Source organism: Candidatus Erwinia haradaeae (assembly GCF_900698985.1).
GTDB lineage: Bacteria > Pseudomonadota > Gammaproteobacteria > Enterobacterales > Enterobacteriaceae > Erwinia_E > Erwinia_E haradaeae_B.
This window is the reverse complement of the sequence record NZ_LR217731.1, coordinates 1-26,513: the sequence shown is the minus strand read 5'-3', so window position 1 is coordinate 26,513 and position 26,513 is coordinate 1. Positions and strand designations below refer to the sequence as shown.

At 28.3% G+C, this 26,513-nt stretch carries 15 protein-coding genes and 1 pseudogene; 10 read left to right on the top strand and 6 right to left on the bottom strand.

Translation table 11 applies throughout. The features are described 5' to 3' along the window. Nucleotides 1–436: 436 nt before the first annotated feature. Complete coding sequence (gene repA / locus ERCIPSPA2889_RS03370) at nt 437–1,336, bottom strand: plasmid replication initiator RepA (RefSeq protein ID WP_232037622.1); 900 nt, start codon at nt 1,334–1,336, stop codon at nt 437–439. 50 nt (nt 1,337–1,386) lie between these two features. Between repA and ERCIPSPA2889_RS03365 the strand changes: the two genes are divergently transcribed. The 7 genes and pseudogenes from ERCIPSPA2889_RS03365 to thiD all read left to right on the top strand — a co-directional run bounded on the left by ERCIPSPA2889_RS03365 (nt 1,387) and on the right by thiD (nt 10,903). Then, nucleotides 1,387–1,545 (top strand): hypothetical protein, encoded by a 159-nt coding sequence (locus ERCIPSPA2889_RS03365; protein ID WP_157989460.1) that lies wholly within the window; start codon nt 1,387–1,389, stop codon nt 1,543–1,545. A 2,188-nt stretch (nt 1,546–3,733) separates the two neighbouring features. Then, nucleotides 3,734–5,560: pseudogene (thiC, locus tag ERCIPSPA2889_RS03360) on the top strand (phosphomethylpyrimidine synthase ThiC); the annotation flags it as partial. Nucleotides 5,561–6,273: 713 nt separating this feature from the next. Beyond that, nucleotides 6,274–7,023 (top strand): HesA/MoeB/ThiF family protein, encoded by a 750-nt coding sequence (locus ERCIPSPA2889_RS03355; RefSeq protein ID WP_157989459.1) that lies wholly within the window; start codon nt 6,274–6,276, stop codon nt 7,021–7,023. Between the two features lie 48 nt (nt 7,024–7,071). Beyond that, the gene (thiS, locus tag ERCIPSPA2889_RS03350) at nt 7,072–7,275 is read left to right on the top strand and encodes a sulfur carrier protein ThiS (protein WP_174232572.1); all 204 of its coding nucleotides are present in this window, start codon (nt 7,072–7,074) and stop codon (nt 7,273–7,275) included. Between the two features lie 3 nt (nt 7,276–7,278). Next, nucleotides 7,279–8,085: a thiazole synthase gene (locus tag ERCIPSPA2889_RS03345; protein ID WP_157989457.1), complete on the top strand. Its 807-nt coding sequence runs from the start codon at nt 7,279–7,281 to the stop codon at nt 8,083–8,085. Next, on the top strand, nt 8,069–9,223 hold the full coding sequence (thiH, locus tag ERCIPSPA2889_RS03340; protein ID WP_157989456.1) for a 2-iminoacetate synthase ThiH: 1,155 nt from the start codon (nt 8,069–8,071) through the stop codon (nt 9,221–9,223). Before ERCIPSPA2889_RS03345 ends, thiH begins: the two co-directional genes overlap by 17 nt. Before the next feature lie 873 nt (nt 9,224–10,096). Then, complete coding sequence (thiD, locus tag ERCIPSPA2889_RS03335) at nt 10,097–10,903, top strand: bifunctional hydroxymethylpyrimidine kinase/phosphomethylpyrimidine kinase (RefSeq protein ID WP_157989455.1); 807 nt, start codon at nt 10,097–10,099, stop codon at nt 10,901–10,903. Between the two features lie 1,626 nt (nt 10,904–12,529). Here thiD and ERCIPSPA2889_RS03330 read toward each other — a convergent pair. After that, on the bottom strand, nt 12,530–13,714 hold the full coding sequence (locus ERCIPSPA2889_RS03330) for a NupC/NupG family nucleoside CNT transporter (protein WP_157989454.1): 1,185 nt from the start codon (nt 13,712–13,714) through the stop codon (nt 12,530–12,532). A gap of 105 nt (nt 13,715–13,819) precedes the next feature. Then, a complete protein-coding gene (gene bioA, locus ERCIPSPA2889_RS03325; protein ID WP_157989453.1) occupies nt 13,820–15,112 on the bottom strand; it encodes an adenosylmethionine--8-amino-7-oxononanoate transaminase in 1,293 nt (430 codons plus the stop codon). A 141-nt stretch (nt 15,113–15,253) separates the two neighbouring features. Here bioA and bioB point away from each other — a divergent pair, with 141 nt between their 5' ends. After that, nucleotides 15,254–16,291, top strand: coding sequence for a biotin synthase BioB (bioB, locus tag ERCIPSPA2889_RS03320; protein ID WP_157989452.1), 1,038 nt, complete (start codon nt 15,254–15,256; stop codon nt 16,289–16,291). A 2,262-nt stretch (nt 16,292–18,553) separates the two neighbouring features. Here bioB and gpmA read toward each other — a convergent pair. Continuing rightward, nucleotides 18,554–19,267, bottom strand: a complete 714-nt coding sequence (gene gpmA / locus ERCIPSPA2889_RS03315; protein ID WP_157989451.1) for a 2,3-diphosphoglycerate-dependent phosphoglycerate mutase — start codon at nt 19,265–19,267, stop codon at nt 18,554–18,556. A gap of 501 nt (nt 19,268–19,768) precedes the next feature. Then, the gene (locus ERCIPSPA2889_RS03310) at nt 19,769–20,821 is read right to left on the bottom strand and encodes an FAD:protein FMN transferase (RefSeq protein WP_157989450.1); all 1,053 of its coding nucleotides are present in this window, start codon (nt 20,819–20,821) and stop codon (nt 19,769–19,771) included. Between the two features lie 735 nt (nt 20,822–21,556). Here ERCIPSPA2889_RS03310 and ERCIPSPA2889_RS03305 point away from each other — a divergent pair. After that, a complete protein-coding gene (locus ERCIPSPA2889_RS03305) occupies nt 21,557–22,057 on the top strand; it encodes an Hsp20 family protein (RefSeq protein ID WP_157989449.1) in 501 nt (166 codons plus the stop codon). 1,489 nt (nt 22,058–23,546) lie between these two features. Here ERCIPSPA2889_RS03305 and ERCIPSPA2889_RS03300 read toward each other — a convergent pair. Then, nucleotides 23,547–24,098 (bottom strand): phospholipase D family nuclease, encoded by a 552-nt coding sequence (locus ERCIPSPA2889_RS03300; protein WP_414973878.1) that lies wholly within the window; start codon nt 24,096–24,098, stop codon nt 23,547–23,549. 1,346 nt (nt 24,099–25,444) lie between these two features. Here ERCIPSPA2889_RS03300 and thiE point away from each other — a divergent pair. Next, complete coding sequence (gene thiE, locus ERCIPSPA2889_RS03295; protein WP_157989448.1) at nt 25,445–26,077, top strand: thiamine phosphate synthase; 633 nt, start codon at nt 25,445–25,447, stop codon at nt 26,075–26,077. Nucleotides 26,078–26,513 lie beyond the last annotated feature (436 nt).

Sequence of the window (26,513 nt, the reverse complement as noted above, 5' to 3'; positions counted from 1 at the left end):
TAAATAATTTAAAATTAACATGATTATTAGTTTTTAAATCAAATGATTTTAGATTCTATTCTAATTTAATTTACTTCCTGCATGATATTTATCCATAGACAATAGGATACTTATATACCTTTTTATAAGTCAAAATAGAGTTTTATTTTGAAGATAAAGTTATGCACAATTTTCTTTCTTGTATTAATTCTTTTTCTGTATTTTTTTTATTATTTTTATATATTGCATCTATTTCTTAAAGTGCATTTAACTAAAAAAACCATTTGCATTAATATGTGGATAAGTCAAAATTCTTCTATAAAAAAATAGTCTTTCAGCGCATTTAATGCCAAAAAAAAAAAATTTTAAAAAAAATAGACTAAAAACTTAACAGTGGGATAATTAAGGGCAAGAGAAAGCCTACGCATTTAGCGTATAAATTTTTTATGTTTATAGATTATCCAGTTCCCGACGTGCTACTCGCAAGCTTACACATCGCATGATAGCGATGTGTAATCATCCGGTTTAACTCAATATACCCCATTGCACCAAGCTCTTCTACTCGGTAAATTTTTACTAGATCTTGGAGAATACTCCCTCTGGCTTTCCTCTCATCCATGGCTTCTAATTTTCTAGCACGGCGATATTGCTTATTCCATGCTAATTTTTGAGTTCGATATACAAAAGCTCTTCGAATATGCTCTGCCTTAGCCCGACGACGTGCTTCAGTTAAGGTAATTGGCCCTTCTCCTGCTTTCCGTAACTTTTGATTTTCCCAGGATAATTGCTGTTTTTGTGCAGATAGGTATTTACCATACTCATAGTCAATTAAAACAAAAAATAATTTAGTAACCCATATCATATTTGGAATATAAGAACCAGTCGTTTTGTCCCATATCCGATCACAAAAAATAGCTCCTAGAGCCTCAAGATGCTCATTTATAGCGCGACTTGTTCGGCTGTAGCAGGGTTTACCTTCCGTGTTATAGGTTGTTAAACCGCATGCATCAGAAATTTGCGCTAAAGACATGTAAACCTTACCAGTCACAATGTTTACATGTGCCGCTAAACATTCAATGATAGCGTCAATTGCACGAGCACGATGCGAATTCATCGCTCGCTGATTATTCAGTACTGAGTGAGTAATAGGATGATAACGAGGTGCTACTCGCCAAATTGGATGTCTTGAAGGAGCGTTCATACGAGCTGCCTGACGCATCGCATAAATTATACGAGGAGGCTTTACGTTTTCTTTTGGCGGGCGATAGCATGGATATGGATTATTTACATAACAATGCGCTTTAGACGTCCGAGTTTTAGCCTGAGAGGCAGTAAAGAAGCTTAAATTATCCACCACTCCCTGCACTTATGGCAGAACTGATGGGGGAAGTGCGATTAGACACTTGATTGCTAGCGTTCATTCGGCCAGTATCCTTCTTGAATACATTTTTGAACGACTTGCAAATCCCTGATAATGAAGTCTGCCGAGATCACCCTATCCAGGGTCTTTGCATTTGGGAGAGTGAGAGTTTTATTTCTCTTTCTCCCAGCACCTGCTCACTATAGGGGAGCGTCCTGTACAGCAAAATTTATCCGTATAATCTTCATAAACTAGTTGAAACTCTGTCATGTTGTTAATGACAAACTTTCTATTTTGGCAGAATCTAGTTTAAAAGCGAATCAGCGAGCTGTTCTATCACTGTGATTGCATCAAACATCAATTAAATATTATAAAGGAAACTATTAAAAAGTCACCAAAAATTTTTATTTATTCAACTAATCTAGTGAATTTTTAGTAAAAATTTTAATTTTTATAGTGATAATATGATTTTTTTTCATCTTAGTGGTTTTCCTTCTCCAAGGTAACTGTCTAAATAACCACTAAATTTTATTAAAAATATATGTTAGCGTAATTTTATATCTAAATAATATTTATTATAGCTACAAAATAATAAATTATATAATTTTTTTTCTCGTTTCAATGTATTGAGCTATAATTTTCTTTTATGTCTTGTTACTAAACATAAATAATTAGTTTATCTGCTAATTCAAAAAAATAAATAACCTATTAAAACCAACCTATAAAAACCTATTTCTATCAGAATAACTTAAATCAGAAGATAAATCATATAGTTATATTAAGAATAATTGTTCTAAATTATCTACAGAAAAAATAAAATTTTATTATATCATATTTTATATTAGCGCTGTAGCGGTTAACTCACAAAAGATCCGTTAATACCTAATTTAATATTATCTACATAAATAACAAAAATAAATAACAAAAAACTTAAGAAAAAATAGAATCTAAAGTTACTCGCTATTAATAGGTTATGTAAAAAAATATTCAAAAAAATTTTTTATTTAAATACAAAATATCAAATACATCATTTCTTTAATCACTTTCAATAAGATAAAGAATTTATTTTATTTATTATAATATATCTTATATTTATATATAAAAAATATTTTTTTTCTAAACATTACCCAATTAAATAAGATTTTCCACATACAACAACTATATAAATTTATTGAAAATGATATTATAATTGTTTATTTATAGCAAAATAATATTTTTTTATCAATCTGACAATAAAAATATGTTATTAATAGTTAAACTTCTAGCCAGATAAATAATTAAACTAAACAACTTATTTCCAAAAAACGTAAGAAAACTATAAATTTACTTTCAATAATATAAGCTGATAAATTTTTACTTCTCAATAGATAAAATAAATTTTTTCTATATAGGCTTAGTTAACAATTAGTTTTTTAGTTACACTCCACCTTATCTAAATTAGTAATTTATGTTTTACCAATAGATTTTTATATAGATCGAGATATATATTATTTAATAAAGAAAAATTTTATATCTTTCTACACAGTATATTCTTAATATATTTAGATTAACTGGGTGCATCTTTGAATAAAAAAACACACTGAGATTATATACAATGCAAAAACAATAAAAATATATAGTTTCAATCTAGATTAAAATTCATATTTACTGATTTATACTATAAATCTATAAACATTTATTTCCAGATACCAAGAATCTACAAAACGCTTTCAACAATTTTAAGACATCTCATCACAAAACGGCATACTAACAGGAAGACTTTAGATTATTTAATTATCACATTATCAGTCTAGAGACATTAAACTGATCAAATCTAAAAATATTTGTATTATTGATTGATACATAACTCATAATCTCTTCTTGATCATAAAATAATTCAAAAAAACTTCTAATGATAGCTAGACATCTCGATAAAAATTTTTATTTATTTAAAAATTTTAAAGATATTTTGCAATATAACATAACATTAAAAAAATTTTCCATAAAAATAAACTTTACTGTTTTATAACATCATTGCACTATATCAAATATAATTGCATTATATCAAATTAATTTCAATGTAGTGCGCAACAGGTATACATATTAAATGTTAATAAGTAGAGTTGTTACCTATTATATTTAAAAATTTTTATATTATTAGGTATAGCAAATCTAAATTATTGATGTTTAATATTAAAATTTTGACATGCAGCTAACCTTTTTATTCTCAGTCACTATTATTATTAAAGAGATTTCGAAGAAGATAAACACAACTAACATAGTATTTATATCATAAAAACTAATTACAGATGGAGAGTAAGTTCAGGTTATTAACAAATCTAATTATATCTGATTCAAGATAATCTTACTCTAAAAATAAGAAGAATTTTCTATAATTTTTTTGAGGAACTGATGATGCTATCATCACCAAATTTCACCTCACGTCGTGAAAACCGTAAGAAAGCAAAGACTTTCATAGAGTCTATAACAAGTAGCGTCTTCCCTAATTCTACGAGAGTTTATCTACAAAGTGCTTGCTCAAGTAACGTGCGGGTACCTATACGTGAAATACACCTCAGTCCTAGTCCAATCCGTGGGCAAGATAAAAAGGTTACCTATGAGGAGAATGCACCAATTCCAGTATATGATACCTCTGGTCCTTATGGAGATCCGGATATAGCCATAGATCTCAGTACTGGTATCCATCGACTACGCTCGCATTGGATTAATGATCGTCAAGATAGTGAATGTATCACTGAACTGACTACTAGTGAAAAAAAAGCGCAAGATGACATGTTAGAAATGAAAAATATGCGCTTTACAACATTGCATCACCCTCGTCGTGCAAAAAAATATCGTCGCGTTACTCAGCTGCATTATGCTCGTGCGGGGATAATTACTCCTGAAATGGAATTTATTGCGCTACGTGAGAATATGGAAAATAGCCAAATTAACAATGATCCTCTAACATCACAACATTCTAAAACATCATCTAGCTCAGTAACACCTAAAAATATTACTCCAGAGTTTATCCGAAAAGAAGTATCGGCTGGGCGTGCTATTATCCCTGCAAATATTAATCATCCTGAGTTAGAACCGATGATTATCGGTCGTAATTTTTTAGTAAAAATCAATGCTAATATTGGTAACTCTTCGTTAACTTCCTCGATTGAGGAAGAAGTAGAAAAATTAGTATGGGCTACCCGCTGGGGGGCCGATACTGTTATGGATTTATCTACAGGTCGTTATATTCATCAAACTCGTGAGTGGATTATAAGAAATAGTCCGGTTCCTATTGGTACTGTTCCTATTTATCAGGCACTAGAAAAAGTCAACGGCGTAGCAGAAAACTTGAGCTGGGAGATATTTCGTAATACATTACTAGAGCAAGCACAACAAGGAGTAGATTACTTTACTATTCATGCTGGTGTACTTATGCGATATATCCCCATGACCTCTCAGCGATTAACTGGTATCGTTTCGCGAGGTGGGTCAATTATGGCTAAATGGTGCCTTGCACATAATCAAGAAAATTTTCTTTATAAACACTTTCGAGACATTTGCGAATTATGTGCGTCTTATGATATATCGCTTTCTCTAGGGGATGGCTTGCGTCCTGGTTCAGTATACGATGCTAATGATAAAGCACAGTTCGCTGAGCTTTATACCTTAGGGGAATTAACTAAAATTGCCTGGGAATATGATGTGCAGGTTATGATTGAGGGTCCAGGTCATGTTCCAATGAATATGATTCAGAGAAATATAACCGAACAGATCAAGCATTGCCATGATGCACCATTTTATACCTTGGGTCCTTTGACTACTGATATTGCTCCAGGCTATGATCACTTTACTTCTGGTATTGGTGCTGCGCTAATTGGTTGGTTTGGTTGTGCTATGTTATGTTATGTAACTCCAAAAGAGCATCTTGGCTTACCAAATAAAGAAGATGTCAAACAGGGACTTATTACCTATAAGATTGCTGCTCACGCGGCTGATCTCGCTAAAGGACATCCTGGTGCACAAATCCGTGATAATGCTATGTCGAAAGCACGCTTTGAGTTTCGTTGGGAGGATCAATTTAATCTAGCGATAGATCCTATTACTGCACGCGCCTATCATGACGAAACACTTCCAAAGGAATCCGGTAAAAGCGCACACTTTTGTTCTATGTGCGGTCCAAAGTTTTGCTCTATGAGTATCTCCCAAGAGATCCGTGACTACATAAAAAATAATAGCATTACATAACCCCTAAATGATTTATATATATAAATCTATTGAATTCTATATGTCACATAATGCACTAACACAAAGCCATGAGGAGGTTGTTTATATTATTTAATTTTCTATATCAAGAAGATGGCATTATTAATATAATATAGGACATATCCATTTAGTCAGTTTATGATATTTCACATTATTATAACATAAACTGACATTATGCAGTATTAGCTCATGCCTTAATATATAATATTCATTCCTTAATACATAATATATAAGAGACCTTAAGAGTTTTATTTCTTCAGATTTTTATAGTTATATTGTCTGCTACGAAATACTCAATAACTAACCAATTTAGATACAGAGATCTCTGATACATTAATATAATATCTAAACACAGGTTTACATTAAAATCCTGATGATTATAGACAATATACTAAGATAAATCTTGCTATCTAAAACGATAAATTACCTGATATATATCGGAACCATGATACAAATTATCTTAATAAGAGCGTTGATCAAGAATCTTGACAGTTTTATCCGTATAGTTATCATTTTTACACAAAAAACAAAGTATCACCTGATTTTTGAGGTTTTGTGGTATTAATGAGCTACCTATGCTAATAGATTCTTATTCTAATAAGTGAAGTAGAACGTTATGAGATATGGAGAAAATAATATAAAAACGATATCTAAAAGATTATACTGCATTGGTAATTTAAAGAGGTTTCATGCTTAACGACCAGGATTTTTTACGCTATAGCAGGCAATTATTATTAAGTGAGGTAAACACTGAAGGACAAGAAAGACTAAAGTCTTCCACAGTTTTACTATGTGGAATCGGAGGGCTAGGATCGCCAGCTGCTCTGTATCTAGCAGCGGCCGGTGTAGGTACATTAATTTTAGCTGATCATGATCTGTTACATATTTCTAATTTGCAACGTCAAATTCTCTATAAAACAAGCGAAATCGGTCAGTTAAAAACCGAAATAGCAATCAAAAGCCTAACCGAACTTAACCCTAATCTTCTTTATATATCGTTACCACATAAGCTAGAAGAAGGAACATGGCTAAATCAATCAATTTTAGATGCAGATTTGGTTCTGGACTGTAGTGATAACATGATGACCCGCCATGCTATTAATGCTGCCTGTATCCAGTTTAATAAGCCACTAATTAGCGCTAGCGCAATAGGTTTTAATGGTCAGATATTAGTTATTTCGCCTCCTTGGGAATACGGTTGTTATGCTTGTCTTTTTCCGTCTAAACAAGAGAAACAATATAATTGTCGTAATTCCGGAGTATTAGGTCCATTAGTAGGGGTAATGGGCAGTTTACAAGCACTAGAAGCTATCAAACTTCTATGTGGCATATCAACGTCATCTACCGGAAAATTACATCTTTTTGATGGAGCGTTGCTACAATGGCGAACCTTGCGTCTTAGTCGGAATGCTCATTGCTCGATATGCTCAACGAGTTAAAGTACAAACACTATATTAGTCTTTCCGATGCTCAAGGAGACCAATGTGATCAAAATTACCTTTAATAACCGCTCTCTGGAACTTCAAAATCCGCTTTCCATCACAGAGTTTCTCTCTTACCAGTTTTATCCAAGTAGCTCTGGACTAGCACTCGCACTGAATCAAACTGTGATTCCGCAAAAGAATTGGCCGGATTATCAGATAAAAGACGGTGATGATATTCTCTTGTTCCAAGCGATCGCTGGAGGTTAACTTATGCTCACTATTGCTGGTATTTCATTTCGATCTCGATTGTTTACCGGAACAGGTAAATTCAGTAGCACTGAATTAATGTTAGAGGCTATTTCTGTATCAGGAAGCGAGCTAGTTACCTTAGCCATGCGTCGAGTCGATATCAATGATAATAGTAATGATGCCTTGCTACAAGGGCTTCTAAAAGCTGGTGTCCGACTACTACCAAATACATCAGGCGTAAAAACCGCTGAAGAAGCCTTATTTGCAGCTAGAGTAGCACGAGAAGCATTACAGACAAACTGGATTAAACTTGAAATTCATCCAGATATTCAGTATCTATTACCTGATCCAATAGAAACTCTAAAAGCGGCAGAGCAATTGGTAAAAGAAGGGTTCATAGTTTTACCTTATTGCGGTGCTGATCCGGTTTTATGCCGACATCTCACTGAGGTAGGTTGTTCAGCAGTAATGCCTCTAGGCTCACCAATAGGCTCCAATCAAGGCCTAAAGACCCGTGATTTCTTACAAATTATTATTGAACAAGCTCAAGTACCAGTTATAATTGATGCTGGAATTGGCTCCCCAAGTCAAGCATTAGAGGCTCTGGAGTTAGGGGCAGATGCAATTCTTGTAAATACTGCCATTGCTGTCTCAAGAGATCCTGTTGCCATGGCTAATGCTTTTCGATTAGCGACAGAAGCTGGTGAGTTATCTAGAAAAGCAGGTTTAGCGTCACGTTATTTCCAGGCAAGACCTACAAGCCCACTAACCAGTTTTTTAACCTCTCTATCAACATCGGGAGGACAATGTAATGGAGACCTTTTCTAAAAAACTAAAAGAAATACAATGGGATATAATCAGCTCACGCATACATAATCAAACCATAAAAGATGTAGAACGAGCGCTAATGCTGGAAAATCTCGGTTTACAGGAAATGATGGCTTTATTATCACCAATAGGTATTCATTATTTAGAAACTATTGCTCAACGAGCTTACACGGTTACTAGACAGCGTTTTGGTAATACTGTGACTTTTTATTTACCACTATATTTATCTAATCTTTGTGCTAATGATTGTACTTATTGTGGGTTTTCAATGAAAAATCGCATACGGCGTAAAATTCTTGGAAGACAGGAAATCATTAGAGAATGCGAAGCTATCCATGCTAAAGGAATTAATCATCTTCTACTGGTTACAGGTGAACATCAAACTAAAGTAGGTATAGAGTACTTTCGACGTTATGTGCCGTTAATTAGGAAATATTGCAGCTCTCTGGTAATGGAAGTGCAGCCGATGTTACAAGAAGATTACGAAGAGTTAATAGAACTTGGTTTAGATGGCGTTTTAGTATATCAGGAAACATATCACACACAAACTTACAGTCATCATCACCTCTGTGGTAAAAAACAAGACTTTTTATGGCGACTAGAAACTCCAGATCGCCTAGCTCGCTCTGGGGTAGATAAGATAGGTTTAGGAATACTAATAGGATTATCAGATGATTGGCGAACAGATTGTTATATACTAGCTAAACACTTGCTCTATCTTCGTAAAACTTATTGGAAAAGTCGTTACTCCTTATCATTTCCTCGCTTACGACCTTTTACCGGTAGCGTACTAGACTCTTCATCTACAGTGAGTGAATCTGAGCTTCTTCAAGTTATGTGTGCATTTCGTCTTTTAGTACCAGAAGTTGAGATCTCTCTTTCTACCAGAGAATCACCATATTTCCGTGATCATGCCATTCCAATTGTAGTAAACAACATTAGTGCTGGATCTAAAACTCAACCAGGAGGTTATACTAATAATAAAGCAGAATTGGAGCAATTTCTTCCAAATGATAACCGTTCTCCGCAAGAAATAGCACAGATATTACGATTATCTGGGTTGCAACCTGTATGGAAGGATTGGGACCCCTATCTTGGTCATTCAATTTCATCTTTATCGATAAAGACACATATATAATAATAAATAGTTAAAAAAATAAAATAATGACAGTCTTTTTTTCTCTTTGAAATAATTAACTATTATGAATATAGCTATAGGTAAGTTATAGATATGCAGAAAAATATACTAACTGACACAGTTAACTATATTTTACTATTATTAGACATATATATAATAAGTCATTAATAAATATTTTCTTTATCTTTGCAAGAAATATTATAAAAATAGATTCTCCTAAAATAAGAGAAACAATGTTCACTAAATGTTATGGTGTGCTATCAATTTTATTGATATATATACTATGATGGATAGTAAAAAATAAAGTATCATATATTATAATTTCATAGACTTATAATTTTTATTTTCTTATAGAACAAACAACATATGCAGCTACTGCATTAATTTTTAATTAAACACTTCATAAGGGAGATATTGTAAACCCCTTGCAGATTTTATCTGATCTAAAATAGTACTATTTTTTATATGATATTATGATCTACTAGTGACACATAGCGTATTTGCTCTATTTTGAGAAGTTTAATTTTTAAAATCTACCTAAATAAGAAGGTAATTTAGCTATAATTATTTGAGGTATTTAAAAAATAAATAATATAATATTCTAATTTAGGATTAATATAATCTTACTATATATTCAGTTATAGGTATTCCGGTATTCCAGTAATTCTGATGTTCATATATAGTATTTATCCAAAATTATAGTATCTATAATAGCAATTACTGATACTAAAATCGTTATGTATAATACATAGTTAATACTAGGCTATAGTTAATATTATAAAAATCTTTCATATATATTGCATAGTCATGACAAAATTATACTAATAACAATCTATAATGTAGCAACTATTAATATAAGAGCTCAGATAAGTCATGACTAATGAAATTTATAATGTTTTGAGCATTGCCGGAACTGATCCTAGCGGAGGGGCTGGTATTCAAGCAGATTTAAAAACTTTCTCAGCATTAGGTGTTTATGGTGCAACAGTAATTACTGCTATTGTGGCACAAAATACTCAGGGCGTGCAATCAATTTATTCAGTAAGTGATCAATGTGTGGCAGCTCAATTAGATTCAGTTCTAAGCGATTTACATATTAATAGCATAAAGATTGGTATGCTTCATCAAGCTAAGATTATTCGTGTAGTAGCTAAGAAATTAATAGAATATCCCATTCCATGGGTGGTTCTAGATACAGTGATGATAGCTAAAAATGGTGACACATTGCTAGATAAAGATGCCATAATTTTACTACGAGAAATATTATTACCATTAGTATCAATAATAACCCCAAACTTGCTAGAGGCAGCAATACTTCTTGGTTGTAATATAGCTAAAAATGAAACTCAAATGCGTCAACAGGGTCGAAAATTACTTGAACTTGGTTGTGAAGCGGTAGTTATTAAAGGAGGTCATCTTACGGGATTATCAAGTCCTGACTGGCTGATAACTGCAAACAAAGAATGGTGTTTTAGGACTCCAAGAGTAAAAACTCTGCATACTCATGGTACAGGATGTACCTTATCAGCTGCCTTAGCAGCCAGGCAACCATTTTATAAAAATTGGTCACAAACCTTAAAATTTTCTAAAGAATGGATCCAAAAAGCGCTCATACATGGAAATGGTCTATCTATAGGGAAAGGTACAGGACCTGTACATCATTTTTATGAGTGGTGGTGATGAAGTATCATAGATATATAACTCTAATCTAAAAAGATTACCTCAGATAATAATCTTATCATGTAGTTAATACATTTATTTCTTTTCATCCTTTTGATCTATCTTACTTATTAATAGTTATTATTACTTCTAAACTATTTCGTCTTATCGGAATCTTAATTTTATAAGATACTGTCTATATTGTAATTTTCGAATGAAAGTTCACTAATAATGTCACTCCCCCTCAGATTGGGTATGTGATCTTTATCATTACCTAAAAATTATTTTAGGATACAGATGAACAAGTTGTCTAAGTGCCTTTAATAATAAACATTAACTAGAAGCTGTATTTAAGTTTTTATTAAATGCTTATAATTTGATAAGTAAATAACGCTTCTGCATGTATATAATAATCTTAAAAAGATTTTTAGTAAGTCATTAGTAATAAAATCTTGACAATATGCACTCCGAATTTTAACTTACTTACTTACTCTAACAATCGTAAATATAGATCAGAAACTTAATGTTTACATGATAAAATTATTAATTTTTGATAATAGATTATAGAAAATAGGATTTTTAATCAGGAAAAATAATAAATTATAAGGTATGTATAAAAAAAGGATAATGCAGAACCTATTATAATAGATGAATAAATCATCTTGTACGTTTATTAAAAATAATATTTAAAATACTATAGATCATGTTAATTTTCTAATTTTTTGAATATGCTAGAAATTAAAATCTAAGGTATATTTAAAAGACGTATTCATAAAATTAACTTTTTAAGAAATGAACTACTAAAATATCCTAAAAGCTAACAATATAACTACATGTTATATTTTATATATATAATATGTATGCATAAAGATAACCTGATACTTGGTAAGTTTTACATTCTATAGAATATATAAAAATATTCTATAGAAAAGTGACTAATTATCAATAGTCCACAGATATTATTAAATAATGAATATTTTAAAAAAATATATAACTTTTTATAATATATTAGAATAAAATGCTATTCTATCTAATCTTCTATAGATCGGGGTTATGATTAATAAACTGAATGTAGATTTTATCCTTGCAAGACTGAATTATTTAAAGATTTTAAAAAAACCTGCATATTAAAAGTAATATTACACTCTCTAAATAGTATTTAATGTAGTTAATAGGATGATTATATATAATCTTAACCTCTTTTAAAGAAAAGATTATCTTACGTAGTTTTACCTAATATCCTGATAGAAACTATATACCGTTTATATCGATCATAAGGTATAAAATTATTAATTATCTATCATTATACTATAATGATAAAATCATTATAGTATAAACCACATCAGCTAAGTATATTTATCAAAGGTCCGTATTCTTAGTAGTAAAATCATTTAATATTTTCTGTATAGTGACTAAGATACCAGAAGAATATGTATGCTAAAAAAAACTAATCTGATCATTTAGTGTGTGTATTTAATATTATATTTACCAGAACATTAATAAGTAGATAATCTTCATAAGATTTATAAAACATTTAACGTTTGACAATAGCATATTCAATAATATCACTGATATAGATATAGAATTACGGAAATCTTTTTTATAGATAAAAAATCACTATATATAGTATATATCCTATACTGTATATTATAAAACTAACCCTGTAATAGTGGCTGATAAAAGACTGACTAGAGTAGCGGTATACAATAAGTTCCAACCAAAACAAGACACTACATTGCCTTGTTTTTCATTTAAGCTTTTAATAGAACCTGTAATAATACCAATAGATGAAAAATTAGCAAACGATACTAAAAAAACTGACAAGATTCCTTCTGTGTGAGCAGATAATGTTTTAACAATTTTTTGTAAATCAATCATAGCTATAAATTCATTAGACATTAGTTTTGTCGCCATGATACTTCCCACACATAACGCCTCATTACTTGGGACACCAATAATCCAAGCGAGCGGGAAAAATACATAACCTAGAATACCTTGAAAACTAATCCCCAATAGAAACTCACATAAAGCATTAACACCAGAGATTAATGCGATAAAACCAATGAGCATGGCCGCGACAATCACTATGACCTTAAATCCAGCTAAAATGTACTCACTGAGCATTTCAAAGAAGCTTAATCGTATATGACTATTATCTAAATTAAGGTCTTCTGTATTATTAACACGGTAAGGATTAATCAATGATAAAATTATAAAAGTACTAAATATATTAAGGACTAGCGCTGTCACCACATACTTAGGCTGCAATAGAGTCATGTACGCTCCAACAATAGAGATAGATACCGTAGACATAGCAGTTGTCGCCATTGTATATATTCGACGCTCTGAAATTTGACCAAGAATATTTTTATACATAATAAAATTTTCTGATTGACCAAGCATCAGTGAACTAATTGCATTAAAAGATTCTAATTTACCCATACCATTAATTTTTGATAACACAGTACCAATTAAATGAATAAGAACTGGCAATATACGAAAATATTGAAGAATGCCAATAAGTGCAGAAATAAATACGATCGGACATAAAACGTCAAGCCAAAAAAATGCTAATCCTTTATCACTCATATTTCCAAAGACAAAATTAGTTCCATGTGCTGCATATTTTAATAATTTCTCGAAAAAAATTGAAAATGCTGTAATAAAACTTAAACCTGATGTTGTATGAAGAAAAAACCATCCAAAAATAACCTCAATTACCAGTAGCTGTATAACGTACCGAATACGTATCTCTTTATAATTATGGCTGCCTAGCAAGGCCAGTAAAAAAATGATAATCAATCCTAAGAAAAAGTGAAGAATTCGAGACATGTATATGTTCTACCATTAACGGATATATTTATGATATTTTCTATATTAATTATAATAAACTAACCTTCAGGAATTCATCTAAAATGATCCATTGATTTAATATAGTTAAGAGCAGGAAAAGTTTTCTGGTTGATCTAATGAAGAAGAAATAGCATCAATAAGTATTGTAAGAGCTTTTGAAGAAATAATATATGGCGGTATTAAATAAATAAGATTACCAAAAGGTCGGATCCAAACACCATGTTTTACAAACCAGTGTTGTAATTGTGCTATATTAATTGTTTGCATAATTTCTACTACTCCAATAGCGCCAAGAACCCGAACATCAGAAACCCTTGGATGGTTGATTAGAGGTAATAACTCTTTATTTAGTTGAGAAGCAATTTTTTCTACTCTTTGGCGCCAACTGTCATCTTCAAGTAATGATAAACTAGCATTGGCAGCAGCACATGCTAGTGGATTTGCCATAAAAGTTGGGCCGTGCATAAAACAACCTACTGCACTATCACTAATAGTTTCTGCTATGCGACGGATGGTAAGTGTCGCAGAAAGAGTCATCATTCCGCCCGTTAAGGCCTTACCAAGACACAAAATATCTGGCGTGATGTCAGCATGATGGCATGCTAACCATTTTCCAGTGCGTCCAAAACCAGTTGCTATTTCATCTGCAATTAATAAGATACCATATCGATCGCACAAGGCTCTCGCTACGCGAAGATATTCAGGATGATAGAAGCGCATTCCACCAGCTCCTTGGACAATTGGCTCCATAATAACTGCTGCTATCGTCTGATGATGATTGGAAAATAGTGCAGAGAAGGATGCTTCATCACCTGGCTCCCATGATTCTCTAAAACTACGCTTTAGTGCCTCAACAAAGCGATTAGATGGAAGGTACCCGTGATATATGCTATGCATAGAGTTTTCAGGATCACAGACTGCCATTGCACCGCAGGTATCGCCGTGATAACTATGACGTAAAGCGAGAAATTCATAACGTGGATCACCGCTTGCCTGCCAATACTGTAGTGCCATTTTAATAGCTATTTCTATAGCTACTGATCCAGAATCTGCTAAAAAAATACACTCTAACCCAGAAGGCATTAATGTTACTAATCGACGACATAATTCTACCGCAGGGGGATGTGTAATGCCACCGAACATAACATGTGACATGCGACCTATTTGATTTTTCATCGCTTGATTAATTACTGGATGATTATACCCATGAATTGCCCCCCACCACGAAGACATACCATCTACTAATCGACGACCATCTCTAAGGGTTAATTCATAACCATCAGCAGAAACAACTGGATAAGTAGGTAATGGACGAGTCATAGATGAGTAAGGATGCCAAATATGTCTCTTATCAAAATCGAGGTCATCAGGCTGCATGAATATGTCCTATCGAATATAGGGAATTAGTATGCATTGAAGGATCCTAGCAAATAAAATTGAAATACATTGTAGACAGTGTAGTCACAAACTCTATACTTACAACTATCTATTCCCTTACATATTATCTGGGTAACCATTATGCCAACTTTTCAACCCTGGACGTTAAAGCAAGCTAGAGCGCTGTTTGATAAACCTTTTCTTGATTTACTCTTTAATGCCCAGGAAGTACATCGAAAATATTTTAAACCTGGTGAGATTCAAGTTAGCACACTCCTATCTATTAAAACAGGAGCCTGTCCAGAGGATTGCAAGTATTGTCCGCAAAGTGCTCGACATCGTGCTAATGTAAATAGCGAACAATTAATACAAGTGGAACAAGTACTTGATGCTGCCCGTAAGGCACGTGATTCTGGTTCAACACGTTTTTGTATGGGAGCAGCTTGGAAAAATCCATATGATCGTGATCTTCCTATTCTTGAAAAAATGATAAGGGGCGTTAAAGAAATAGGACTCGAAACATGTATGACATTAGGAATGCTGAATGATCGACAAGCAAATCGCCTAGCAAAAGCTGGTTTAGATTTTTACAACCACAACTTGGATACTTCTCCAGAATTTTATTCTAGTATTGTAACTACTAGAAAATACCAAGATAGGCTAGATACAATCAGTGCAATTCGTCAAGCAGGTATAAAAGTGTGCTCTGGGGGGATTATTGGTCTAGGTGAAACTATTGATGACCGTGCAGGCTTGCTTGTTCAGTTAGCTAATTTACCAGAACCACCAGAAAGCGTTCCAATTAATATGCTGGTTAAGGTACACGGAACACCTCTCTCTAATGCTGAAGACGTGGAGCCATTTGATTTTATCCGAACTATTGCAGTAGCGCGTATCATGATGCCACGATCTTATGTTCGTCTATCTGCTGGACGAGAAAAAATGAATGATCAAATACAGGCACTATGTTTTATGGCTGGTACTAATTCTGTTTTTTATGGTTGTCAGTTACTTACCACATCTAACCCGGAAGAAGATCGTGATATCTCTCTTTTTAATAAGCTAGGTCTTACTATTGAGCGTGTCTCTACTGCTAGAAGTGATGTCGAGGATATGAATGAACTTACTAAAAAAATAGTACCGGTCAATACTGCGCAGTACTATAATGCTGAAGATTAATATAATGGGAATTTCTATTAAGTAAAAAGGTACAATTTATATTTGTATTTCATAGTAAAGCGATTTTTAATCCAAGGAAAAACAAATATTTAAAGATTTTTTTTATATTTTAAAATGATAGAATCTCATATAGATATCTAGAAACACCTATTCATAAAGATAAGATAATCTTTAAAATTTAAAATAGGACGGTTTATTTTATTATATAAATAATATAACTATTCTTGTGGAGCAGTTAATAGATTAGGTTAAATATTAAAAGGAAAATTTTAATAGCTGCTCCTTATGCAAGAAGTACATTATAAAATCTAGTAGTAGATTATTTTAGATACTACGATAGATATGCAATATAGTCTATATTATATATAGTATAGTTATAAACTATAGATTTATCGTTATAATTATAAAATTAAGCTAATTCTTTGAATTTTTACTCTCTTGTTAAATATTTTAGAATATACTAATAATGTATATCAGATTTTAATTTATACATAGAAGAAGCAAACTTATATATCATAATATGTTATTAATTTTAATCACATACTATCTCTATACTTTTAACAAAGATATATAGTAAAAGTATTATCTAATACTTGATTACTGAAGTTTTTTAATGTATTATAATTTTGAATACGTATATTAACGATTCGCAAAACCCTGATAGTGAAGTCTGCCAAGATAATTACCCTATCAGGGTTTTTGCATCCTATAAGCAAGAAGTAAATATTCTTTTTTTTGTTTCTTACAAAGATATCTTTAGTAAGGTTAACAATGTTAAATTACATATATAATGGATTTTATGAAAAAATATAACTTAAAAATAGAGAATATATACTTACTTTAATTTTTTTTAACTATATATTGAATTTAATTTATTGCTCAGTAAAAATTATATAAGATTATTTGATATACAATGATAAAATAACGACATCATCAAATAAATTATTAATTTATTTAAAATAGATCAGTTCAAAGATATATGTATTTTACAGAGATAAAATCTCATAGTATAATATTGCTCTCCACATCATCTTTGATACCTAATGTATTCTATTTCTATAAATCGAATCAAAATAGTGTATAATTTTATTATTACATGGTTATGTATATTATATATATAAATACTTTAAAATAAAATAAATGATCGTCTAATTATAGATTACACTAAATATTTTATTTTATACTATGTGATATATGTGTTAGTTATATTATTAGCTGAAGTAATATTATACTAGACCAATTAATTTCATCTAACATAGATTATTCTGTTAAATATTTTAAAATTAGCAGGTACTATTACTTTTATAATTTACGTATATTTTTATTATTATATGTAATTGTATTATGACATGTATATTTTTTGTTTATAAACCAAGATAAATAAATATTCCTCATATAAAAATAAACATAATTATAATAAATATTACACTTATTTATTATAATTAGCAGATTTTAGTGTGATAAGATTTATTATAATTAAAAAGAAATATTTTATAAATTTTTTTCACATCTTTTATAAAACTAAGCATTTTTCAGTTACCATTAAAAAAATATATTATTATATTTAAATTCTTAAATAATATAAATACTATCTTTTAATACTTTTAAAAAATTTTTTATCTTAGTTATATCTATAGTGTTTCTAATTATGTAATCAATATTATTTAGCTGGATTGATGCTGAGAAAATTTATTATTTTAAATATATAAAGAGATAAAGATAATAGTTTATTCAATCTAGTTTTAAAAAATTTATAGAAGATTTACTTTTAATAGAATATTTAATGTAATGATATTGTTGTAATTAAAATGTTATTATTGAAACCATAATTAATGTATTTATGCGATCATATCATATTCAGTGAACAATATAATCAACTCTGAGAGTCCGTTCCAGTATTAATAAGAACTAAGTTTAAAAAGAATAAAATTATTTATGATATTCATAATGTATAATTAAGATAAGTATAATTAGGTCTTCAATACTATTTTTATTAAAATACGCTATATATATAACTATACATAAATCATTAAAAAAATATTACATGGTAGTAATGTTTGAATATATTACAATAGTTTTTATTTAATCACTGAAAATAAAATAAAGATAGATATTTTTTAGAGAATATTAAAATAAATAGTTTTTAATTTTTTCTTAATAATTTTGTAACAGATCAGTTCCACCATGTATTAAAATTTAAAAAAAGAATACTTTTAACTATAATAGTGTTCCTTATTTTGATTGAATTTATGCGCATATTTTTTAGATTTTTTTATTATCAGTATTAAGCCAATAGTGTTTTATAGGATTAAAATCCTCATTAAATTCATATACTAATGGAATAGCAGTCGGTATATTGAGTTTAAAAATTTCCTCTTCGGAAATATTGTCCAGATATGTTATTAATGCACGAAGAGAATTCCCATGCGCAGAAAGAATAATTTTCTTACCATTTTTTATGTGTGGAAGAATTGATTGATTCCAGTAAGGCAGTACTCGATTCATAGTCATTTTTAAACTTTCAGTAATAGGAAGCTGTTCATTAGTTAATGAAGAATAACGTGGATCATGACCAGGAAAACGTTTGTCAATACGGTCAAGAGCAGGTGGAACAGAAGTTAGGCTACGACGCCATTTTTGAACTTGTATATTACCATATATCATAGCGCTTTTAGTCTTATCCATGCCTTGCAGAGCACCATAATGACGTTCATTTAAATGCCATGTTTTCTCTATTGGCAACCATGCTTGGTCTATTTCATCTAGAACAAACCATATAGTATGAATAGCACGCTTTAAAAGTGAGGTGTAAGCTAGATCAAAAGTAAATCCTTTGCTTTTTAACAATTTACCCGCATCTTTTGCTTCTTTCTGGCCTTTCTCTGTTAAATCAACATCATGCCATCCTGTAAAACGATTTTGCTTGTTCCATTGGCTTTCTCCATGACGTATTAAGACTAATTTAGTAGTAGACATAAACAGATGTTCCTTTTTATATTTTTATTTCAAATAATGCTTTGAAGACTAATACTGCAGCTTATATATAAAATATAATATTATTCTTTAGCTTATCGTTAGATAAAAATTTTTGTAAAAGAGATAATATTAGTATTGTAAATTGAGGAGTCGTATAAAAAATTTATTTATAAAATAAAAAATCTGATGTATTTGGTATCATGTAGGTAAAAATTATTAGAAAATAATGATAGGTAATACGTATTTTAAAAAAATAACATGAAAGAAATAATTAATACATGTTATGTTTTTAATCATCATCTATAATTTTATATTATTAGTTTTAGAATAGTAAAAATTAGTATAGTCCACTGATTAATTTTTTATACTATAATATCTATTAATACAATTAACTCTCTAAAGCAGAGATATTAAATTTGAGTCCGTCTTTTCTAAGAGCTATTAGAAAAATATTTTTTTTAATCTTTGATTAAGGCATATAAAATACTTAAAGTACATAAATTAAGATATAACTTTAGAAGATTGAATAAAAGAAGAAAATTTTGGAGAAATCCAAGTAGTAAACTTATCGCCATTTTGAGAAATTAAATATACTGCTTTTTTGTATTTTTGAGCTAATTCTTTAGCTTTTTCTATATCTAATATAAGAAGGCCGCTATCCCAACAATCCGCTTCCAATGCAGTACTAGCAATAACAGAAACTGATACAAGAGTATTTTGTGTAGGCCACCCAGTAACTGGATTAATTAAATGTGAAAATCGTTTTCCATTTATTTCATAATAATTACGATAAGTTCCAGCAGTACTGATGGCACACTCATTTAATACAACAATATCTTGTACAGAATTTTCTAAATCTGTTGGTTTTTGTATACCAACCTTCCAAGTTTTATACTTACTTTTTTGACCATGAGCGCGAACGGCGCCACCGACTGAAACAAGGTAGTTTTTAATTCCTTCCTCTTCCATAAATCGTGCTAAATGATCAGTCGCAAAACCTTCTCCTACACTAGAAAGATCTATGGAGATTTCTGGTAAATCTTTATACAAATACGATTGATTAGAAATATTAATCACTTGTAAATGATGAGCACCTGTTAAAGCGCGAGCTTTATTAATTTGTAACTCTGTTGGAAGGTGAATCAGGAACCCCTTAGGTCCAAAACCCCATAAATTTACCAATGAGCCAATTGTAATATCCATTGCTCCATGCATTTGATAACCGATACGTAACGCTTGAATGATAATGTCTGCTATGTCTTTCGTTACAGGTTGCGGGTTTATACCACGATACTGATTAAACCTTGAAACTACTGAGTCATTTTTCCATGTAGATAACTGATCGTTATCTTTATCAAGAATCTTTTGTATTGCACATTGTAGAGTGTGTTTTCTTATCGAGTTGACCCCTGAAAAACTAACTTTCCAATTTGTTCCCATGGTGTTACCCGTTAATACTATTTTTTCATCATCTAAAAAATTTTGAGAATCAGCATGAGGTATTTGTAAAAATATTAGGATACAGCCTGTAAAACATTGCCATATCTTATTCATGAATAATTGCAACCTTGATGGTTATCAGTAAGATATTAAAATTATTTCAATTATTTAAATTATTTTTATATACTAATTAAATAAATATTTAATACAAGTATATATAATTAATTAATATTTTTTAGATGTCCTTCACGTAACATCCACACTTTTTTGAAATTTTTAATTTGATTGTAAAGATTGTTTTTAAAAAAAATATCAATCATTACATTTTTTTCACTTTAGTTATTATGACAATATTAAAAATAAAATCTTATTGTACTTATATTTTTTAATTCTCAGAATGTTGATGCCTCAAGAGATATCAATATTATGAGATAGATTACATATCCCTAATAAAGAGATTTTTTTTAAGGTATATAGTAATATTTTTACTATTAATCTATAGACATTAATTTATAAACTATTTTTTTTTGTTTATTCTTATATGCATACATATTATAAATTTTTTAATTAATAGTGAAATTATCTACTTAAATCAAACATAGTTTAGTTAATAACTTAGAATTTTATTCTATAATTATTTTAGTATCAAGATTATATACGACTTTATAATATTGCTAAGAAAAACCTAAAAATTGTATTTATTAAGCTATTTTTTACAAAAATACATAAAATATATCTTTTTTCTAAAATAGAAACCTTGAAAAGATATTGATGATACCCATTATAATATTATACGAATTGTTTTATTATAAACTTTAAATTTTATAATATATATTATAGGAGAATACTATGACTTATCGTTCATTCTCTCTTATTCCGGCATGGAGTAATCATCTTTTATCTGATCGTTTTACACAAATGGATAATCTTTTTAGCCGCATTACAGGTGAATCGCCTATAACAGATACACCTGTTTATAATTTAGTTCAAAAAGATAAAGAACATTATGAAATGACGTTAAGTGTGCCTGGTTATACACAAGATGAATTAGATATCTCAGTACTCAATAATCAATTAACCCTTAGAGGCATACCAACACCTGAAAAATCAGCGGCTACTACAGATGAAAAAAAAGTTACATGGTTTCATCAGGGTTTTAAGAAAAAAGAATTTTCTCTTAGTTTTAATTTAGAAAATAGAATTAATATTCAAGAAGCCATGTTGGATCATGGATTATTAAAACTACAATTTACCTATGATATTCCAGAACAAGAAAAGCCAAAAAAAATTAAAATTTCTATAGACGCCACAACACATAAGATAATAGAGCATAAAGGAAACCAATCTTAAGGTCTTCATTAAACATTGTAATTACTTTAATATTAGTGTTCTATAGTAAATATATTCACGTTTTATATCTGGATTTTTAAAATTCTCAGTTTAGTAGCAATATGTAAAGTAATTTTACTTTAATTATCTTTGTATTAAAATACATTTTTATAATTTAGTTTTCTTAAATATTACGCCTAAAAAGTTTTTAATACTTGCTTAGTATTTTATATAGAGATATTATATTTTTTGAGTACGCATTTTGCGAATCGCAAAACCCTGATAGTGAAGTCTGCCAAGATCATCACCTCTATCAGGGTTTTTGCATATATAAAATTTTAAATGTTCTTTATGTACTTGTGATATTTAAATCTTTTAGAGAATAAATCGAATTATATTATTCTAAATATGCTAACACTAAAAAGTGATCTAAATAGTAACATTATAGAATAACTAATTTTTCGTAATATGTTGTATATAATATAAAACCTATAATCCTCTAGCAGTAATCCTCGGACAACAATCCTCTAGCAATAAATCCATATACTTAATTATGAGTATAAATATTAATTTTAAAGAAAACTTTAAATTTTATTTAGAGTGATTAAAATTATTTTTTATCTTATTATTATTAGAACTTTTTCTTATAATTTTAATATACTTATTATAAGCATATATCTCTTAAATGTTTAATATAAATATTATTTTTTAAACTGAAATTAATTATAATGTTTTTATTCTAAAGAGAGTTTAAGTATAACCACTTTACTAAAAAAGTATAATATATATTATTCTAAATATAGAACATATTAATAAAGAATATCTGGTATATAATCGATATGTAATATGTTTTATTTTTATGAATAAAATAATTATTTATATATGATATATTTAATTATTCTAATTTTTTTAAAAATAGATTAATAATTTATTAGTTATATATAGGTCATAGAAATAGATATTTATTGAAAGTATAATTTAACTTATTTTAAAGTTACACTCAACGAAAATGATTAACAAATATTTTATATGTTAAATTTTTTATATCAATTTTATTAAATATTTATAAATGCTAATTATTTTTTACTAAAAATTTATAATATTAAATTACCATTAAATATTAACTTATATAAAATTTATAAAAATTAGTAGTTTTTGAAAATTATTTCATAAAAAGATATATGTATAATATTTTATATCTTTAGTTCTATATTAATTTTAATAATTTTTTAATTTCAATAATTAATAAAATTATTATATTATAAGAAATCTATAAATTTTTATTTAATAATGTTATTAATATATTATTTTATTTATTAATATTTATTAAAATAGAATATCTATTCTTTATAATAAATATTAATAATAAATAAAAAGTGTTTATATATAACTATATTGAATATTAAAAAAATTATACAGTGTATTACTTTAATTTTATTTTTACGTTTTTATGTTTTATTTTATGTTTTATTTAAAAATAAAAATTTTAAATTATAAATTATATTTGAAATTAATAGATTGGTTTGATGTATATAGACTCTTTCCATAAACGATTAAATTCTATCATATATTTTTCAGAAATTTTTGGATAATTACGCAAGTAAATGACATTTTCTGCATTACGCTCTACTGCGCTTTGTGTATAGTTAAAAGACCCAGTTTCAATTGAATGGCCATCAATAATAATAAATTTATTATGCATGATAGCATATTTTTCATTTAACTTTACTGCAATGTGATGATTAGTTAGATAGGTTACAGCAGTGTATCTACTGCTATTTGATTTCTTGTCAGCTACTAAGCGTACATTTACACCTCGATTCTGTGCATCAATTAAAGCTAATGCAATAGGTTTACTAGTAAAAGAATAAGCAGCAATATCAATTGATTTATGTGCTTCTGAAATAGCTAATAAAATAATTTGTTTTGCTGTTTGTCCAGGTGAAAACCCAACTATTATATCTTGTATACTAGTACTTGCCATAGTTTTTGGTAATGGTGTGATAATGAAAAAATAGGGAGTTATTAAAAATAATAATTTTGCTAATTTTTTTATTTTCATAATTAAAAACCTTTTTTATTACTATATATAGATATTTGCTTTTATATTTTTCTAGTTAATTTTTATAATATTAAAAATATATAAAAGTTTTGTAAAATAGTTATATTTTATTTATTACCTTTATAATTTTAAATTAAATTTAGTGAATTTTTTTTATTTATTTATTTACTTTAAAATTTATATACTAATTATAATATTTATTATCTTTAATAAGTATTAAAACTTTGTTTATTTTAATAATTTTATCTATATATATTATATATAATTTATTAATTAAATATATATTAATTTTCTAACAAAATATATGTAGAGCCATTGCATGAATTTTAGAAAAATTACTTCTATTATACAATTTATTTAATATCATGATTCATGAATGGATATAGATCATTTTTAAAAAATTATCTATATCCATTCATGAATCTATTAGTTTTTTAGTAATTTAAAAATATTTATTTTAAAATAGATATATTATAATAGTATTATGCGAATTATTTTAATAATAAAACAATTATATATTATACAAAAATTATAATTGTAGTTGTATTTGTAGTTGTAGTTAAATGTTAATATCTATAACTAATATTTAGTATGTTACTAAAATTTAGTTTTTTATGATTATATTCTATATAAAAATTATATTGTTTATTTATATGAATTTTTAGTAGTTTATATATATATTATATATTATAAAAGCTAACTAATTTATTATATCATATACTAATATGTTTTTATATGTAAAATATTACAGAATATAAATAAATATTTTTATTTAAAAGAAGTATTTATTAAAATTTTTATTTTTTGTTATTTATTATTAATAATATCAACTTTACTTAATTTATAATATAAATTATAAAAATTTCACTCTATAAATGTAATTAATAAGTAATTTTATTATTCTTCTATCATTAAAAATTATTTATAATAAATATTTTTTTATCATCTTAATATTTTTTATTATCTTAAAAATTTATTTTTTAAAAATTTGTAATATATTACATATAATTAAGATAAAAATCTTATTTATATGAAAATTATATATTATAAATTTTTTAAAATATATGTTTTATTATCCACTATATATATTATTTATACAATCTTTATAAATTAACTTGATTATTTATATTAGTGAAATTTTTTAACTAGTATTATTGAATACACTTTTTATGTTACAAGCAAGCACACATTACTTGAATATTTTTTTATTTTTATGTTTTGAAGATATATTTTTAAAAAAATTTGAGATGTTACTAATTTTTAGATATGAAATAGTAAAATTTTCTAAAATGAAAAATTATCTAGATTAAAATAGAAATATCCAGGTTGAAATTATAGGGGTCAATATGAATTTTAATAATAATTTTTTATCAGTTCCGCATCGGTTGGGTTTATATCCGGTAGTTGATTCTCTATTATGGTTAAAGAGAATGCTTGAGTCTGGTGTAACTACTGTTCAGCTGCGCTTAAAAGATAAACCAAAGGAACAATTATCTTCAGATATAAAAAGTGCAATTTTTTTAGGTAAGCAATATAAAGCTCGAGTATTTATTAATGATTATTGGCAATTAGCTATTCGTTATGGAGCTTATGGTGTACATTTAGGTCAGGAAGATATGGACACAGCTAATGCCAGTACTATTTGTCGTTCTGGTTTGCGTATTGGGCTATCTACTCACAATGAAACAGAGTTATTACGCGCATTAAATTGGAGTCCTTCTTATATAGCTCTTGGGCATATATTTTCCACGACTACTAAAAAGATGTCATCACATCCACAAGGATTATTAAAATTAAAAAATATGGTAAGTAATTTAACACATATTCCAACTGTAGCGATTGGTGGTATCACTCTTGATCGGGTAGATGAAGTGTTAGCTTGTGGCGTTGGAAGTATAGCAGTTGTTAGCGCTATTACTTGCGCAACAGATTGGCGTCAAGCAACGGCTAATTTAAAATTAAAGATTGAAGGTTGTTAACATTAAATAAGTTTTTGATATTAATTAATATTAAAATACAACAATATAAATAATTTTAATAGATTGTTAATTTTTTTAAAATACACTAATTGTTATATAAATTTTATAGCATTAGTAGTCTACTAAAAAGTTACAAAGTTAATCGGTTATAAATGAATTTATGTGGTATAATATAAGTTTTTTATTATTTTTTAAAAAATATTATAAACAATATTTAGATTGTTATTATATAAATAAATATTTAGTTTAAAAAATAATATTTAGTCATTCAAAATATTATCGGTTCAGGATAATCAAATTATTTTAATAAAAATATTATATAAACTATTAATATATATTTTATATATTTTTTGTTTATTAAGTAACAACCTATCAATATTTTATCATAAAATTTTTTATTTATCTAAAATTTCATTTTTAAAATTAAATGTATAGA

What these genes read in the sequence shown, in the direction of transcription:
- ERCIPSPA2889_RS03355 (WP_157989459.1), top strand. Translation starts at nt 6,274, where the DNA reads ATGCTTAACGACCAGGATTTTTTACGCTATAGCAGGCAATTATTATTA.
- ERCIPSPA2889_RS03345 (WP_157989457.1), top strand. Translation starts at nt 7,279, where the DNA reads ATGCTCACTATTGCTGGTATTTCATTTCGATCTCGATTGTTTACCGGA.
- thiH (WP_157989456.1), top strand. Translation starts at nt 8,069, where the DNA reads ATGGAGACCTTTTCTAAAAAACTAAAAGAAATACAATGGGATATAATC.
- thiD (WP_157989455.1), top strand. Translation starts at nt 10,097, where the DNA reads ATGACTAATGAAATTTATAATGTTTTGAGCATTGCCGGAACTGATCCT.
- ERCIPSPA2889_RS03330 (WP_157989454.1), bottom strand. Translation starts at nt 13,714, where the DNA reads ATGTCTCGAATTCTTCACTTTTTCTTAGGATTGATTATCATTTTTTTA.
- bioA (WP_157989453.1), bottom strand. Translation starts at nt 15,112, where the DNA reads ATGCAGCCTGATGACCTCGATTTTGATAAGAGACATATTTGGCATCCT.
- bioB (WP_157989452.1), top strand. Translation starts at nt 15,254, where the DNA reads ATGCCAACTTTTCAACCCTGGACGTTAAAGCAAGCTAGAGCGCTGTTT.
- gpmA (WP_157989451.1), bottom strand. Translation starts at nt 19,267, where the DNA reads ATGTCTACTACTAAATTAGTCTTAATACGTCATGGAGAAAGCCAATGG.
- ERCIPSPA2889_RS03310 (WP_157989450.1), bottom strand. Translation starts at nt 20,821, where the DNA reads ATGAATAAGATATGGCAATGTTTTACAGGCTGTATCCTAATATTTTTA.
- ERCIPSPA2889_RS03305 (WP_157989449.1), top strand. Translation starts at nt 21,557, where the DNA reads ATGACTTATCGTTCATTCTCTCTTATTCCGGCATGGAGTAATCATCTT.
- ERCIPSPA2889_RS03300 (WP_414973878.1), bottom strand. Translation starts at nt 24,098, where the DNA reads ATGAAAATAAAAAAATTAGCAAAATTATTATTTTTAATAACTCCCTAT.
- thiE (WP_157989448.1), top strand. Translation starts at nt 25,445, where the DNA reads ATGAATTTTAATAATAATTTTTTATCAGTTCCGCATCGGTTGGGTTTA.